This is a genomic window from Fontibacillus phaseoli (assembly GCF_003337355.1).
Taxonomy (GTDB): Bacteria; Bacillota; Bacilli; order Paenibacillales; family Paenibacillaceae; genus Fontibacillus; species Fontibacillus phaseoli.
The window spans coordinates 314,022-329,033 of sequence record NZ_QPJW01000003.1; the positions used below are offsets into that span (position 1 = coordinate 314,022).

Consider the following 15,012-nt stretch of genomic DNA (forward strand, 5'->3'; position numbering starts at 1 on the left):
AATAGCAAGTTTAGAGGGAGGCCCGGCAAACCCGGTTTCTGCCCGATGATTTCGCCTCGTACAAGGCCTGATCCGCCCGCTCAAACAGCAGCAACTCATCGATATCCGGATAAGTAGCACTGCCGGCCGAGATGGTCACTTTGATTTCGGTTCCGTCCGGCAGATGAAACACGTGATTCTCCACATTCCGTCTCAACCGCTCGGCGATAGTTTCGATCTGATTGGCGTTGCAATCATCGACAATGACTGCGAACTCCTCTCCCCCTTTCCGGGCGATGTGGTCGCCTGGCCGGAACGTATCCCGCAGTACGGTTGCCACCTGAGACAAAACCGCATCCCCGGCCGAATGGCCGAAGGTGTCGTTTACCTGCTTGAAATGATCAATATCAAGCAGCAATAAGGTAAAAGGTATCCGGTACCGATTCGCGGCGGCCGTTTGCTGTTTCATAATGATTTCGAATGCCCTGACATTAAACAAGCCGGTCAAAAAATCGCGGTGCGCCGCCTCTTTCATGATTTGCATGGAATCATCCGACCGTTTCAAATGCAGCATCATCAGGAACGTGAACAAGCCGCCAACTAAAAATACAATGCCGTAGGTGACAATGGGAACCCATTTATCGTCCTTAAGCAAAATCGAGAAAGTCAGCATCGAAAAAACCGCGGACAACGCCAGCGAGGGAACCCATTTTTGCAGCGATAACATGTGACCTCTCAGGAATATGCTCGCTATAAACAATGTTCCCAACGCATTGATCGCCCCCATAATCGCGGCAGCATTCAACCCGCTAAGAAAATACAGACGATAGATGGATATAATTATTGTCGTTATCGAGCCGGCGATCCAGCCCCCCATGGAAACGGAAACCAAGATGGGCAATTGGCGAAAATCGCTGTAGACGGTCGGGGTGATCGGGAAAGAGTAATACATTAACGAGATGCCGAACAGCCCTAAAGCAACTCCCAGCAAGAGCCGGGTTTTCAGCGTTTTCCGGTTGATATGATCATGCCATCTTCCCCATAGAATATTTCCAAAGAACAAAAAGGTCGTCAAAACAGTAAAATTGTTGATTAGACTTTGAAGCATGCCATATTTACCTTTCAACAGTAATCAGTCCGACAAGCCCAATGAATAAGTACGGACAAGTAAAGCATATCACAAAAATAAGGAAACTACTCGCTATATTGTATTAATTATGGTTATTATTCGATATTCTTCGACAAAATTCAACATTTATTGCAATGCCTTTCCGGATGATTCCGCTTTCGAATCCGCTCATGTTATAATGTGCTTAAGTGTTGGAAGGGAGATCATGACGATGAACGACACGGCGGCTGTCGATGAACAGGAGCCTATTGAAGTATGTCTTTTGGCCGGAAAAATCATGCTCCAAAGCGGGGCGGAAACATACCGGGTGGAGGACACGATGACCCGGATTGCGAACGCCTTGGGCCTCGCCGGATCCCACAGTTACGTCACGCCCACAGGCATCATGTTTCAGTCCGATGATATGAGATGGGCCAAGCTGATCCGGATCGTGGAACGGACCACCGATTTACAGAAGGTCGCTGCCGTGAATGACGTTTCGCGCAAGCTGACCAGCCGGGATGTCACGGCTGCGGAAGCCCGGTCCCTGCTAATGGACATCGAAACTTCCAGGCACGCTTATCCGGTTGGTCTCCAAATCGCCGCTGCCGCGATATCAAGCGGGTGCTTCGCCTTGATGTTCCAAGGGAGCCTGTCTGATTTCCTTCCCGGCGTATTATGCGGCGGACTCGGCTTTCTCGCGTTCATCCTGCTTCATCGGCTTGTCAAAGTGAAATTTTTCGCGGAATTCACCGCTTCCTTTCTGATAGGTATAGTTGCTTCGCTGCTAGTGATGGCCGGAATCGGCAGAGAGCTCGATAAAATCATTATCGGGTCCGTTATGCCGCTCGTTCCCGGACTCTTGATCACCAACGCGGTCCGTGATCTGATGGCCGGCCATCTTGTTTCCGGGTTGTCCAGGGGCGCCGAGGCGTTTCTGACCGCCTTCGCCATAGGTGCCGGCATTGCGTTCGTGTTTACCATTTTATAACCTTGAAAAGAGGACTTGATCTGTTATGAATCTGGTTCTGCATTTCATTACCAGCTTTATTGCCTCCGCGGCCTTCGGCATCCTGTTTAATGCCCCCAAGCGAACCTTGCTGCAGTGCGGATTTTCTGGCATGCTGGGCTGGGCCGCCTACGTTTTGTTGGGTTACCGGCTCGATACCATATACGCTACCGTGGCGGCGACGATCATCGTCGGCGTTGTCAGCCAAATATTTGCCCGCACTTGCAAAAAGCCCGTCATCATCTTTAGTGTATCGGGAATCATTCCGCTGGTGCCCGGAGGCATGGCCTATGACGCAATGCGGAATTTCGTAGAAAAAGAATATAACACGGCGATTCAGCTTGCTGCGCAGGCATTCCTGATCTCCGGTTCCATCGCCATCGGACTGGTGCTGTCCGAAGTGCTCAATCAAATCATTACCAAAATCGTGATTTCCCGGCCTAAAAAAGTCCGCGCCAAATAAGCCGGCAACCTGCCGGCTTGAGATTTTCAATGAAGTTGGAGCCCCGACTGCTAGACTTTGCTTTTCTTCATCCAAAACGAGTTGACAAATACGGTGGAGAACCCGGCCCTCAACATATTGTTGTGGCTGATGCTGCCGAATTCGACGTCGGCATACATTTTTTTGATCCCCATTGCTTTAGCCGTCCTGATCCGCTGCCGGATCAGCGCCGATTGGCAACCGTGCCCTCTAAACTCGGGAAACGTATAGTCATTGGCCGCATAACCTTCCTCCCCGCGGATGAACAAGGAGCACATGCCTGCCGGTTCCTCTCCAATCCAGGCGGTCCAATTCATGAAATCAGATCTGTAAAAATAACCATTCTTCCGGTCCATCAAATCCCGGTCAAAGGTTGCTTCGCCATTCGAGCGGGCGATCAAGCCGAGATACTCCTCCACATTCTTCCCGGTTACCGGAACAAGCCTGATCTCCGACTCCTCTTTCATTTCCGGCGCCTGATCGACTTCCAGGGTCACAAAGGCAAGTTGCAACCGAGGTACATAGCCTTGCTCAGACAAAGCTTCCGCAAGTTCTCCGCTCTGTTTATCCGGAGTCAAGTCAAAACACGGGGAAATCCGGTGCTCCGCGTACAGATCCAATATTTCCGGCAACCGGTCCAGCTCGTCCGGTCCGAATCCGATGACCCGGTTGTAATAGCTTGAACCGGGGGAACCTGCTTCGAGTAGGAGAGTCGTGGTCCCTATCTTAATCATTTCCAACTTTTTATCCTTAGGCGACAGGGCGCGCTGCGCGTTAAACTGCGTCAAAGCCATCTCCAGTGCCGTAATTCGCTCCACCTCGGTCAAAACCGGGTTGGGCGAAGTTTTAAAATTATCCATTCCTACTCTCCCTCCTTCTTCTCCTGTCAAGAGATCGTGATATAATAACCTTCGTGCCGTTACCATTATTCATATGAATATTCCTCCCCAAAGAAAGAAGATGAACATCAAAGATGATCGCTCAAATTTTGCTGGACGTCGTTTTGCCCATTTTCGTGCTGATCGGTCTTGGAGCCTTAATGCAGCGGGCTTTTCGGCTGGATCTGTATACTCTTGCCAAAATCAATTTTTATTATATCACGCCTGCCGTCGTTTTCCTCAGCATGTACCATTCCGAAATGTCGCCGGCGCTTCTGGGAAATGTTACATTATTTTATGCGTTGTATGTACTGCTTCTTTATGTTGTCAGCACGATTGTCAGCCGCCGCATGAAATTTAACCGCGGGATGAAGGCAGCTTTTACGAACAGCCTGATTCTCGACAATTCGGGGAATTATGGCTTGCCGATCAACCAGTTGGCTTTCAGAGGCGATCCGCTGGCCGCTTCCCTCCAAGCGCTTATTATGACGTTCCAGAGCCTGGTTACCTTTACTTACGGCGTAATGTCGGTCCAAAGAGCCAAAACCGGCGGAACCCTTAAAGCTGCCTTGATCGGCTTTCTTAAAATGCCGGTTCCCTATGCGCTCGTACTCGGCCTTGTCTTTCATGTCTTTCGAGTCCCTCTGCCGGAATTCGCATCCAAGCCGCTGGGTTACATTTCCGATTCCATGGTCAGCGTGGCTCTGCTTACGTTAGGAGCGCAGATCGTAAAATACCCGCTGCGGCTGGACCGCCTCGACGTGTATATCAGCGTCATTTTGCGTTTGCTGATCGGCCCCGCCATCGGCTTGCTGCTCATTTTCCTGCTCGGCCTCAAGGGTGTACCGGCCCAAGCGCTGCTGATCGCTTCGGGGATGCCCACCGGCGTGAATAGTACCATACTGGCGGAAGAATACGACAATGAACCGGACTTCGCTTCGCAAACCGTACTGATTTCCACGCTGCTCAATATCGTGACCATTACGGCCTTAATCTCCCTTGCCAAATATGTGGGGTAAGCGGGAGTAACGTCAAGAGGCCGGCGCCGGGGTTTTCCTCCGTCGCTGGCCTCTTCTCTGTCCCATCCTGAATGTCACGTCGGCTTCAGATCAAGCCGCTGTTTACACTTCGGGCTTTGCGTTCATCTCATGAGCGGTTTGATGCCATTCTTTAATCATTCGCCGCAGAAATAGACCCTCTTGTTTTCCTAATCCATATTGGTTCTCCTTGGCGATCATCTCGCCAATCCGTCGTTTCAGCATCTCACTCCGGCGTTCCAACACTTCATCATAAGCCAAGTAAAGTCATCTCCCAAATCCGTTGTATTAACGTTATTTTTACACATCTATTAGTATAAACCTTACGGTTCGGGAGGAAAAACCGGCTGACTTCTCCTAATCCAGGATGAGAAATGCTGCTTTATCTCTACCCTACTGTAATGCGATCTAGCCGTAAACTTCCTCCCGGATCCTGCCGGATGGTCCGGTTTCCTCCGGATCGTCTTTAGAAGCAATTTGCGCTGCCTGTGTAGCTCCCACGATCAACCCTTCACGGCTCCTGCCGTAAGCCCGCTGACAATGTACTTCTGTCCGAACAAATACAAGATGAATACCGGCAAAGAAGTCAGCACGAGATTGGCAAAAATCAGGTTCCAGTCCCGGCTGTATTTTCCGTAAAAATTATAAATGGAGAGCGGCATCGTCCAGGTTGAACTGTCGGTCAGGAAGTAAAGCGGAATCGTGATGTCGTTCCAGACCGACATGAATACCATGATGGCTACCGTAGCATTTACGGGCAGAATCAGCGGCGTTACGATCCGGAAGAACACGCCGAATACACTGGCGCCTTCCAGGAATGCCACTTCATCAAGTGCTTTCGGAATCGTTTTAATGAACCCGCTGTACAAAAATACGCTGAAAGCTGTGTTCAAAGAGGCATAAATCAGAATGACGCTCGGGATGCTCCCGTAGAATCCCAACCATTGAACGACGCGAATGGTCGTAATGGTCGACATCGGGGCGATCAGACCCATAAAGAAAAACATGTAAAGCGTATTTGCCAACTTCGTTTCCCGGCGAACCAGAATAAAGGAAGCGGCCGAAGACGCGACAATGTTGATGGCCGACGAAATTCCCGTGATCCACAAGCTGTTCAGAAAAGCCCTGGCAATCCCACCTTCCTCAAACACTCTAGCATAGTTGGAGAACATCCACTTCTCGGGAAGCTTCAAAGAGAAGCTGAGCACCTCGGCGTTCGTCTTGAACGAACCGAAAATCATGATCAGGACCGGGATAATGATCAGCAGCGAAGACAAAATCAGGATTGCTTCGACGATATAGTTACGTATGGCGAGTTTTCGAGTATATCCCATTATTCCGTGACCTCCTTACGCCGCATGAATATCAGAAGCGGTATGGCGATGATCGTCACGGCCACGAACAGCAGCGTATTGATCGCGGTGCCCAGCCCCCAGCTTCCTTCGCCGAAGGAGCGAAGAATGATCGTTCCTACCACCTGGGAAGCATTGCCCGGACCGCCGCCCGTCAGGACGAACACTTCCGAAAATACTTTGAGTCCGCCGATGAGCGTCAGCATCAGATTAATATTGATCGCCGGCAGCAATAGCGGCAGCGTGATTTTCGTGAATTTTTTCCAGGAACCCGCCCCGTCGATGGTAGCGGCTTCATAATATTCCTGTGAAATCGATTGGAGCCCGGCCAGGTAGATGGCCATCTGAAATCCCGCATGCTGCCATATGGATATCACGGCGATCGTCCATATTACGATGGATGGATCGGTCAGCCATGCCTGGCTCAACGCATGCAGGCCCACCGCATCCAACAATCGGTTGACCGTGCCTTCGGTACGCAGCATCGGCGTGAACACGATCCCGATCACCAAAATGCTCAAGATCGAGGGAGAATAAAAAATGGCACGCAGCATGTTTCGCGTTTTTAACCTCATGTTCAGCGCGACGGCCAGTACAATCCCGACCAGATTTTTGCCGACCACGGTTGCAATGGCGAAGATCAACGTGTTCTTCAACGCTAAAGTGAGCGTTTTGTCATGAAAGATTTTGGTGAAGTTTTCCCATCCGATGAAATCTATGGTGAGGCGGTCCAGACGCCAATCCGTGAATGAATAGTAGAAGCCCGCGAACGCAGGGATTACGAAAAAAATGCAGTAGATCAGCAAAGCCGGCAAAACCAGATAATATGAGTACAGGTTTTTTATTGTTTTCATTTCCTCACACTCCACTATAGCCTGGGGCAGCATAAAGCCGTGCGGGCTTTATGCTGCCTGTGATTCCGCTGTTTAGAAACCGGCGATTTCTTTATCTTTCATCAGTTGACTGAACTTCTCGTCCCAGGCCTTCAATACTTCCTCCGGAGTCAAGCCGCCAGCGAATTGATCCTGCAGCAGTCTGTACAGTTCGCTGCGGTCCACCAACATATAGGCATCGCTTGTCAGTACGGTTTTCTTCGGCGTAATGTAGTTGTCCACGATTTCCTGCTTGTACTCCGGCAACGCAGGGGTTGTTACATCGCTCAAGTTGGAAACGTAGCCTTTGGAATCCACGATTTTCTGCGCAATTTCCTTCGAAGCCATAAAGTTGAGGAACTCTTTGGCTTCATTCAGATATTTTGCCTTTTTCGGAATGAATAACTGGCCGCCGAGCGGGCTCGCTCCAAGACTGGCTCCCTCCGAGGACGGAATCGGGAACACCCCGAGCTTCATGTTCGGATCCTGCTGTGCCACCCCTTCAATAAGCCAATCGCCCATAAACATCATGGCGACTTCCTTGTTCAGGAACTTGCCAACGGCCATATCATAACTGTCGCTGAGAACATCGGCATTGGTGTAGCCTTTTTTGTAGACATCGTATTGCTGCTGCAAGAACGTCTTGAACTCCGGAATGTCGGACCATTTTCTCTTATTGCTGTTCAAGTCATCAAAGAAGGCAGGATCATTCTTGGCCGCGAAATCGGCAAAAGCGGCGGCCGGCCAAATGTTTGCGGCCCAGGCGTCTTTATATGGCATAAATACCGGAGTAATGCCGCCGGCTTTGATTTTCTCGCAAACCTGCAGAAATTCTTCGAAGTTTTGCGGTATCGACAAGCCCAGATCCTCAAAGATCTGCTTGTTGTATACAACCCCTTGCATGCCTGTATCCTGACTGACATGGAAGCTGTAGACATGTCCGTTAGCCGACAAAACATCTTTATTCTGGATTCGGCTGACCCAAGCCTCGTTATCGAGAATTTCAAAGTTGCGTTCCAGGTTGAGATCTGTGGTAGCGCTGGCGAGATTGTACTGAATGATGTCCGGTGCTTCTTCCACGGCAAGTTTGGTTTGCAGCACGGTCGTCGTTTGCTCTGCCGGAATCAATTGAAGATTGACATGAATATTGGTTTTCTTTTCGAATTCATCGAGCAGGTCCTGTTGAATGAATGCCGAATCTTGCGAACTTTTCGAGATGGCCAATTCGATGGTTACTTTTTTCCCGCTCGCTCCGCCGCTCCCCCCGTTTCCGCCCTCTGCGGAATTGCCGGATTTGGAGCCTCCAGATCCGCACGCAGCTAGCGAAACCGACAGAAAACCTGCAATAATCATCGTTGTCATTCTTTTCTTTTGGATGTTCAAGGCTAATCCCCCCGTTTAGTTGAATGCGTTTACAATTCGATTATAAAATCCGGCGAATCCAAGGTACATGTCTGTAGATGACTCTTCATGTGTAAAATTCTGAACTTGAAACCGTTGTCATAAGGTGAATTGAAGTGATACATTTAGTTCAATAAAAAGGATAGTTCCTTGCCGTAAGAAGGAAGGTTGACAGTAATGATTAGAAAATCGGGTCGCGGAAACATACAATTCAGCCTTCAAACGAAGGTATTTTCCACATTCGTTGTTTTGCTCCTGTTTGTTCTAGGCTGTTTTATCATCTACGTCAACCTGATCGTGGTCAAGCCTCTGAAAGATACCACGGTCCATGAAAAGCAAGAATCGGCCGTTAAGATGAGCGATCAGGTTGACTTCTATATCGACAGCCAAAACCAGTTATCTCAACGTATCTTGTCCAGCAAAGACATCTTTGCCATCCTGGAAGAAGGAGAGTCTTCCGTCAGCTATGAACGATTCCAGCAAAACCGGAGGCTGAAGGACATTATGTTTCAGGCCATCGGGCCGAGCATGAACATCAAGGATATGGTAATTTACGACAAACAAGGGTCTCTGTTTGTATCTTATCTCGGTGCCGAAAGCAATCTCCCTTCGCTACAATCCTTCATGGATAGTTCAAGCAGTGCGAGACAATGGAACGGCAGCGGTTTTCTTTTAATCCGAAATGGGGATACCCTCTCCTTTATCCGCGCAATCAATAACCAGAACGGCAAGGTATTCGGCTATTTGTGCATCCAGTCGGATCAGGCCTATTTGCAAAGGCTCACGGAAGGAGTAGCGCAGGGAGAGGTTTATATCCTTGACCGGGAGAACGGGTTGATTTCGGGCATCCCCCCCTCCCCGGATCATGCCGATTTGAAAATGAAGCTTACCGGTGAAGGCGTGTATGTCGACAAATTTCAAAACTACGTCGCCTATTCCGGGTCGGAGAGCACCGGATGGACAACCTATCTGGTTACCCCTAAAAAGGCCGTACTCGGCTCCGTCAATTCGGTGAAATATATTTCGGTTTTGCTAATTTCGTCTTTAATGGTACTGTCCTTCGTCTATATTTATTTTTCCACGCGGAATTTGCTGTTGCCGATCCGCAAGCTCCGTAACCAAATTTGGCGGATCAATTACAGCAACTTGAACGTCAAGGTGGACAACAAACCGCAAAACAACGAGCTGATCTTGCTGAACGAAGCGTTCCATGATTTGATGGAACGGCTCCGGCAATCCATCGATAGGGAAAAGATCGCGCTTCATGAAGAGGTTAAAGCGCGAAATTCGGCGCTTCAGGCACAAATTGCTCCGCACTTTATCCATAATGTGCTCTATTTAATCAGCATTGCGGCGCAAGAGGGAAAAAATGCCGTCGTGTCCGACATGTGCAAACACCTCTCGGACAGTCTGCGTTACATTGTTTCTTCGCCTTATGCGCATGTCACTCTGGCCGATGAACTGGAGCATACGCGGCATTATTTATCGCTGGTCCAGCAAAATTATGAAGAGGATCTGAAATGGGAGATCGAAGCGGACGAATTGTCCCGGCAAGTCCAATTGCCGCGTCTGGTTATCCAGCCGTTCGTGGAAAACTGCATTGAACATGCATTTACCAATACGGGCCCCCCTTGGCGCATCAAGATCACGGTGAAGCAATTCAATGGCTTATGGGCCGTCGAAATCAAGGACAATGGAGATGGATTCCCGCCGGACAAGATCAATGAAATATTGATTAAATTGCGACAATGCGATTCGGGACATGCCGAAAACCAAAACCTGTACTCCTCCATGGGCAACATGGGAATCGTGAACAGCGTAAACCGCCTGAAACTGATGTACAAAAACCGCCTGTTTTTTAACCTGTTTAATCATTCCGGAGGAGAAAAGGGCGCTACGGTTCAAATTATCGGTTCGCTCACCAAAGACTTCTACTGAATGCAAGGAGGGAATTCATGTATAACGTGTTGATCGTTGAAGACAGTAAACCGATTTTACGGAACATCACAACACTGCTCTGTTCCCTGGATTTGCCGGTCACCGTGGTCGCCACGGCCACGAACGGCGAAGATGCCCTCGAAATCATCAGGCAGCAACCGGTTCACCTGTTGTTAACCGATATCCGCATGCCGAAAATGGATGGCTTGGCTTTAATCGAACAAGCCAAGCTCATCCATCCGCAGCTCAAGGTGGTGCTGATCAGCGGCTACAGTGATTTCGAATATACGCGCAAAGCTTTGAATTTGCAGGTGTTCGATTATTTGCTAAAACCGGTGGAACGCCAACAGCTATCGGAAGTCATGAACCGGGCCATCGAGCAATTAAGCCGTCATGCCCACAATGAAGTTGAAATGCTCAAGGATATCATAGAACCGGTTTACTATGGAAAAATGGAGCTGAATGAACAGTTTCAGCACTACGCCAAACTGATGTTCATTGTTCGAAAGCAACCGTTCACTGCGGGACGCGCAGGATGGAACCGGGAAGCGCTGCAGCACCGGTTATCGGAACTGTTTGCACCGCATGCCTGCTGGGTTTTCCCTACTTATTTTCCCAAACAATTCCTGGTTCTCGTTAATGGCACGGTCACCGGGAAATATTCCACGGTGTATGAGTGTATGGAATCGGCCCGGCGCCATTTATACAGTCATGGCATTGACGCTACGATCGGGGGACAGCTTCAGCCTGCGGAGCCCGGAAAACTCCCCGAGTTGTATTACAGGTTGACGGAGATGATCAACGAGCATCAGCGGATAAACCAGGGAACGGTTCTGGATTCGGGGGTACCCCTTTCCCAAATAAGGTCGGAGAGCGAAAACGGAGATCCCTTCCTGGCGGCAAACTTCGTGGAGATGATCCGCGGCCGCAGGAAAGAGCAATTCGAACTCAAATTGACGGAGCAGCTTGCCAAATGGTCTGGCGAAAATCTCCGGCTGGCGGAACTGGAACGATTTATCGGTCTGCTGATCGATACATTTGCCCATCTGATCACAGAACAAGATAGCGACAACCGGTTAAGCCTGGAAGAGTCCTCGGCACAATTGTTTGACCGCGAAAGTTTCGCGGGCTTCGGCAGGGATCTGTTAGACTGGAGCGGTCTGTGCTTTGAAATGCTTCAGGCCCACCAGCGGAAAAATGCTCAGGAATGGTTTCAACAGGTGGATGAGTACGTGAAAATGAATATGTACTCCCCCCTCTCCATCACCGACGTGGCGCGCAAATTTCACATCAGTCCCTCGTACATCAGCCGGATCATCAAAAAATGCACACAGAGTACCTTCGTTCAGTATTATACGAAGTTGAAGATCAACGAAGCCTGCAAACTCATGGAGGGCAGACCGGACATGAAATTCAAGGAAATCTCCGATGCGCTGTCATTCAGCGATCAACACTACTTCTCCAAGGTATTCAAAGAATATATGGGCTACAACCCAACCGAATATAGAGAGCAAGTCCTTGCCGGGCAGGATGGCGAGGAAAAAGGGATTCGCGGATAGCGGGTCCCTTTTTCATTTCTTCCCCCCATTGCTGTGTGTTTTGGCAAGCTGGATGGAGTTTCCTTGTATAGGGCTAAGGGTAAAGAGATAAGTAATAACAGCAGATGATTCCCCAAATGCGCATTTACAAGGAGGTACATAACCTATGAAATTCAAAGGAAAAGGCTGCTTGATTCCGTTAATAGTCGTTATCGCGGCGGTCGTCATACTCATCGCCTTGTTCGCCGGCAACTACAACAAGTTCGTCGCGGCGGACGAAAACGCCAACCAGGAATGGAGCAAAATCGACGTTCAACTCCAGCGGAGATATGATCTGATTCCGAACCTGGTCAATACCGTGAAGGGATATGCCGCCCATGAAAAAGAAGTGATCAAAGCGGTCTCCGACGCCCGGGCGGCGCTTGGCGGAGCACGGACGCCGGATGAACTGGCACAGGCCGACCAGCAATTGTCCAGCGCGCTAAGCCGTCTTCTGGTCGTCGTGGAAAATTATCCGACGCTTAAAGCCGACGCCCAGTTCACCCAATTGATGGACGAGCTTGCCGGCACGGAGAACCGAATCGCCGTGGCCAGAAATGACTACAACGCGGCCGTTGCGAGTTACAACAATATGCGCAGACGCTTTCCGGGCAATTTGCTTGCAGGAATGATGGGATTTGACAAACGGGAGTATTTTGAGACCACGCCGGAATCGCGGACCCATCCGGAGGTGGACTTTGACACGAACCCGGACTCGGCATTGAACCGGAACAACACATCGCTTCGCTTCGGAAATGAAGTGGTCTTGCCGGGGGCCCGGTCATGAAACCTCTCGCGGAAAACCCTTCTTTCCGTAGATTCGGTTCGCATTTTTACAGACTTGCATCCCTATGTATTTTGAGTCTGACGCTGCTCTGGAGTCCAGCCGATGCCTTTGCCGCACCGGCGATTCCGGATCCACAGGGCGATATATATGTTCAGGATTTTGAAGGATTGCTGACTTCCGAACAGGCCCGGGAACTGAACGGCTTAGGCCGGGTGCTGGAGGATCGGACCAAGGCTCAAATCGCCGTGCTTACCGTTTCCAGCCTCGATGGGTATTCCGTGGAGGAGTACGCCTTACAGGCTCTCCGCAAATACGGGCTTGGCGACAAGAAGCTGAATAACGGCGTGTTGCTGCTGCTGTCGATGGAGGACAGCGAGCCGGGTAACCGCCCGCTACGGATTGAAGTCGGTTACGGCCTTGAAGGGGCACTGCCTGACGGCAAGGTCGGCAGAATCCTTGATCAGGTTACCATCCCTTATTTGGTGAATAACCAGCCGGGTGAAGCGATCGTGGAAACCTATAAGACACTCTATAACGAAGTCGCCAAAGAGTATGGTGTGGAAGACCAATTAACTCCGCAGGAAATTACGGTTCCGGAAGCGTCTCCGGGGAATGCCGAAGGCGGCAATCTCTCGTCAGGCTGGATCATTCTCATCGTTGCCTTTCTGGCCGTAGATTTTATTTTCTTCCGCGGAACAATGACACTGCTCCTGATATCCATGCTGGGTAGAGGCGGCCGCCGCGGCGGTGGGGGCGGTGGCTTTGGCGGAGGTGGGGGCTTCCGGGGTGGAGGCGGCGGATCTTCAGGGGGTGGCGGTGCAAGCCGGAGATTTTGAGTAAACCGGTTGAGAAACCTCGCCAGAACCGCTCCGGCCTATCCCAATCCAACTGCTACCGTTATAATATCCATAGGATATTAATCAAAGAGCACGGAAGAATCGCTTTGTAAGGAGCCTTCCGCGAAGGAGAGAAACTTGCCGACCATGAATTCCGCCACTTCACTTCCGCAATTAGCCGTATTTTTCGATGTGGACGATACGCTTTACGATCATTTGATTCCATTCCACCAAGCCCTTGAGCACGTACTGGGAACCGGCGAGGATTTCCCTTACGCTTCCGCCTATCATCGCATGCGATATTACAGCGACAAGCTATCCGCCGATGCCGGAGGAACTCCCACGCACGGTTCTCAGCTCCACGAGATGCGTACCCGCCGGTTTATCCTTTCGCTGGCCGAATTCGGCGTCACTCTGACGGGAACCCAAGCGGCGGAAATTCAGTCGCAGTACCTGCGCTGCCAGTTTAAGATTCAGTTGTTCGACGGAGTCCGTTCCTTGCTGACAGGTTTGATGGACCAGGGAGTTACCGTCGGCTTGATCACGAACGGGCCCCCGGAGCACCAGATGAGAAAAATCCGCGCCCTGGGACTGAACGACCTCATCCCTCCGGAGCGGATTTTTATTTCCGGGGCCGTCGGATGGACCAAGCCGGACCGTCAATTGTTTCATCATGTAGCTGACAAACTGAACCTTGCCCCAGCTGCCTGCTATTATGTAGGTGATTCCTGGCGGAACGACGTTGTCGGAGCCGTGGACGCCGGATGGAATGTCCTGTGGTTCAATCACCGCGGAGCGACGCCCGAAACCGATCACCGGCCCCATTATACGACGTCAAGCTATTCGGAGATCGCGAAGATCCTGCTAGCAGAACTGAATTAATAAAACAGGGATATTCCTTCGCCGAACAGCCGGCCAAGCGGGCCGAACAGGATATCCCCCAGCAGACCGACGGTAATGAAGGCTGCGATATAGACCAGGATAGTGCTCTGCAGTTGATCCAGTGCGGCGCCCTTCTCCGGAATATAGCCGGCAATGACAAAAGCCGGAACGCTGAATATTGACCCGAAGAGGCCGACCATGAGCAGCAAAGACTGAAACAGGTTAATTTGCAATACGGCGAACAACAATGCCAGCAATAAAAGTGCCGTAAACGGAACAAGATAAACCCCGAAGCGGGCCACGACATCTTGAAAACTGGCTTTGCCTTTTCCGTACCATACAGCCAGGTAGCAGTAAGCTGCCGTCAATACGACCAGAACGGCGAAAGCCAACGTCGGCCTAACGACCACATTCAGGAGTGGATGGTCCATGAAGCCCGCCAGACGGTGAAAACCGGAATAAATGATGAGCGGTATAACCAAGGAGTAAAGAATCATCGTAATGATTCCGTTTACGAACTGCTCCCTGCCTACGCTCCTGGCATAGGTTAAGGGACTTTTCAAAGCGGAAGCAAAAAACTTGAAATACAGTTTCGACGCCTTTTTCGCGCTCTCCAAATATTCGTTGGCCTGCTGCCGGTCACCCCCGCGCTCCTCTTTTTGAGGAACTGATCCTGGTTCCGATCCCTCCGCAGTGGTCATGCTTAACGGTGTTCCGCAGTTTTCGCAAAATTTTGCGTTTTCGTTATTTTGTTGATGATGGCAATTACGACAAATCATGGGACACCCTCCTCTCTATATCCAATTATGTTGGATACCCATGGTCATTTTCAACCCCCATCGCAGTTCTTGCATTGATTCACCGTGCACGATAAG

General features: G+C 50.4%; 15 protein-coding genes. 8 read left to right on the forward strand and 7 right to left on the reverse strand.

The window, feature by feature from the left end; all coding sequences use genetic code 11:
- Window positions 1-10: 10 nt before the first annotated feature.
- Entirely contained in the window at window positions 11-1,087 is a 1,077-nt protein-coding gene (locus DFP94_RS11585) for a diguanylate cyclase (RefSeq protein ID WP_114496630.1), read from the reverse strand.
- 232 nt (window positions 1,088-1,319) lie between these two features.
- Here DFP94_RS11585 and DFP94_RS11590 point away from each other — a divergent pair, with 232 nt between their 5' ends.
- Entirely contained in the window at window positions 1,320-2,078 is a 759-nt protein-coding gene (locus tag DFP94_RS11590; RefSeq protein ID WP_114496631.1) for a threonine/serine exporter family protein, read from the forward strand.
- 25 nt (window positions 2,079-2,103) lie between these two features.
- Window positions 2,104-2,559: a threonine/serine exporter family protein gene (locus DFP94_RS11595; protein WP_114496632.1), complete on the forward strand. Its 456-nt coding sequence runs from the start codon at window positions 2,104-2,106 to the stop codon at window positions 2,557-2,559.
- 50 nt (window positions 2,560-2,609) lie between these two features.
- Here the strand turns inward: DFP94_RS11595 and DFP94_RS11600 are convergent, their stop codons facing one another.
- Window positions 2,610-3,437: a GNAT family N-acetyltransferase gene (locus tag DFP94_RS11600; RefSeq protein WP_181873105.1), complete on the reverse strand. Its 828-nt coding sequence runs from the start codon at window positions 3,435-3,437 to the stop codon at window positions 2,610-2,612.
- 113 nt (window positions 3,438-3,550) lie between these two features.
- Here DFP94_RS11600 and DFP94_RS11605 point away from each other — a divergent pair, with 113 nt between their 5' ends.
- Entirely contained in the window at window positions 3,551-4,474 is a 924-nt protein-coding gene (locus tag DFP94_RS11605) for an AEC family transporter (RefSeq protein ID WP_114496634.1), read from the forward strand.
- A 102-nt stretch (window positions 4,475-4,576) separates the two neighbouring features.
- Here the strand turns inward: DFP94_RS11605 and DFP94_RS25500 are convergent, their stop codons facing one another.
- The 4 genes from DFP94_RS25500 to DFP94_RS11620 form a co-directional block, all read right to left on the reverse strand.
- Window positions 4,577-4,753 carry a hypothetical protein gene (locus DFP94_RS25500; protein ID WP_181873106.1) on the reverse strand — a complete coding sequence of 59 codons (177 nt, stop codon included), beginning with the start codon at window positions 4,751-4,753 and terminating at the stop codon, window positions 4,577-4,579.
- 242 nt (window positions 4,754-4,995) lie between these two features.
- Window positions 4,996-5,826 (reverse strand): carbohydrate ABC transporter permease, encoded by an 831-nt coding sequence (locus tag DFP94_RS11610; RefSeq protein ID WP_114496635.1) that lies wholly within the window; start codon window positions 5,824-5,826, stop codon window positions 4,996-4,998.
- Window positions 5,826-6,698, reverse strand: coding sequence for a carbohydrate ABC transporter permease (locus DFP94_RS11615; RefSeq protein ID WP_114496636.1), 873 nt, complete (start codon window positions 6,696-6,698; stop codon window positions 5,826-5,828). Before DFP94_RS11615 ends, DFP94_RS11610 begins: the two co-directional genes overlap by 1 nt.
- 72 nt (window positions 6,699-6,770) lie before the next feature.
- Window positions 6,771-8,078, reverse strand: coding sequence for an ABC transporter substrate-binding protein (locus DFP94_RS11620; RefSeq protein WP_181873132.1), 1,308 nt, complete (start codon window positions 8,076-8,078; stop codon window positions 6,771-6,773).
- 216 nt (window positions 8,079-8,294) lie between these two features.
- On the opposite strand from DFP94_RS11620, the gene DFP94_RS11625 reads away from it, so the two are divergent.
- From DFP94_RS11625 to DFP94_RS11645, 5 genes are all read left to right on the forward strand, one after another.
- Window positions 8,295-10,055 (forward strand): sensor histidine kinase, encoded by a 1,761-nt coding sequence (locus DFP94_RS11625; protein WP_114496638.1) that lies wholly within the window; start codon window positions 8,295-8,297, stop codon window positions 10,053-10,055.
- Window positions 10,056-10,072: 17 nt separating this feature from the next.
- On the forward strand, window positions 10,073-11,614 hold the full coding sequence (locus DFP94_RS11630; RefSeq protein WP_114496639.1) for a response regulator: 1,542 nt from the start codon (window positions 10,073-10,075) through the stop codon (window positions 11,612-11,614).
- Window positions 11,615-11,759: 145 nt separating this feature from the next.
- Entirely contained in the window at window positions 11,760-12,419 is a 660-nt protein-coding gene (locus DFP94_RS11635) for a LemA family protein (RefSeq protein ID WP_114496640.1), read from the forward strand.
- Window positions 12,416-13,255 carry a TPM domain-containing protein gene (locus tag DFP94_RS11640; RefSeq protein ID WP_114496641.1) on the forward strand — a complete coding sequence of 280 codons (840 nt, stop codon included), beginning with the start codon at window positions 12,416-12,418 and terminating at the stop codon, window positions 13,253-13,255. The genes DFP94_RS11635 and DFP94_RS11640 overlap by 4 nt, the downstream gene beginning before the upstream one ends.
- 147 nt (window positions 13,256-13,402) lie before the next feature.
- Window positions 13,403-14,137 carry an HAD family hydrolase gene (locus tag DFP94_RS11645; RefSeq protein ID WP_114496642.1) on the forward strand — a complete coding sequence of 245 codons (735 nt, stop codon included), beginning with the start codon at window positions 13,403-13,405 and terminating at the stop codon, window positions 14,135-14,137.
- Here the strand turns inward: DFP94_RS11645 and DFP94_RS11650 are convergent.
- Entirely contained in the window at window positions 14,134-14,916 is a 783-nt protein-coding gene (locus DFP94_RS11650) for a zinc ribbon domain-containing protein (protein WP_114496643.1), read from the reverse strand. The genes DFP94_RS11645 and DFP94_RS11650 overlap by 4 nt on opposite strands.
- Window positions 14,917-15,012 lie beyond the last annotated feature (96 nt).

Coding starts and splice junctions, on each gene's coding strand:
- DFP94_RS11585 (WP_114496630.1), bottom strand. CDS start 1,087: ATGCTTCAAAGTCTAATCAACAATTTTACTGTTTTGACGACCTTTTTG.
- DFP94_RS11590 (WP_114496631.1), top strand. CDS start 1,320: ATGAACGACACGGCGGCTGTCGATGAACAGGAGCCTATTGAAGTATGT.
- DFP94_RS11595 (WP_114496632.1), top strand. CDS start 2,104: ATGAATCTGGTTCTGCATTTCATTACCAGCTTTATTGCCTCCGCGGCC.
- DFP94_RS11600 (WP_181873105.1), bottom strand. CDS start 3,437: ATGGATAATTTTAAAACTTCGCCCAACCCGGTTTTGACCGAGGTGGAG.
- DFP94_RS11605 (WP_114496634.1), top strand. CDS start 3,551: ATGATCGCTCAAATTTTGCTGGACGTCGTTTTGCCCATTTTCGTGCTG.
- DFP94_RS11610 (WP_114496635.1), bottom strand. CDS start 5,826: ATGGGATATACTCGAAAACTCGCCATACGTAACTATATCGTCGAAGCA.
- DFP94_RS11615 (WP_114496636.1), bottom strand. CDS start 6,698: ATGAAAACAATAAAAAACCTGTACTCATATTATCTGGTTTTGCCGGCT.
- DFP94_RS11620 (WP_181873132.1), bottom strand. CDS start 8,078: ATGACAACGATGATTATTGCAGGTTTTCTGTCGGTTTCGCTAGCTGCG.
- DFP94_RS11625 (WP_114496638.1), top strand. CDS start 8,295: ATGATTAGAAAATCGGGTCGCGGAAACATACAATTCAGCCTTCAAACG.
- DFP94_RS11630 (WP_114496639.1), top strand. CDS start 10,073: ATGTATAACGTGTTGATCGTTGAAGACAGTAAACCGATTTTACGGAAC.
- DFP94_RS11635 (WP_114496640.1), top strand. CDS start 11,760: ATGAAATTCAAAGGAAAAGGCTGCTTGATTCCGTTAATAGTCGTTATC.
- DFP94_RS11640 (WP_114496641.1), top strand. CDS start 12,416: ATGAAACCTCTCGCGGAAAACCCTTCTTTCCGTAGATTCGGTTCGCAT.
- DFP94_RS11645 (WP_114496642.1), top strand. CDS start 13,403: ATGAATTCCGCCACTTCACTTCCGCAATTAGCCGTATTTTTCGATGTG.
- DFP94_RS11650 (WP_114496643.1), bottom strand. CDS start 14,916: ATGATTTGTCGTAATTGCCATCATCAACAAAATAACGAAAACGCAAAA.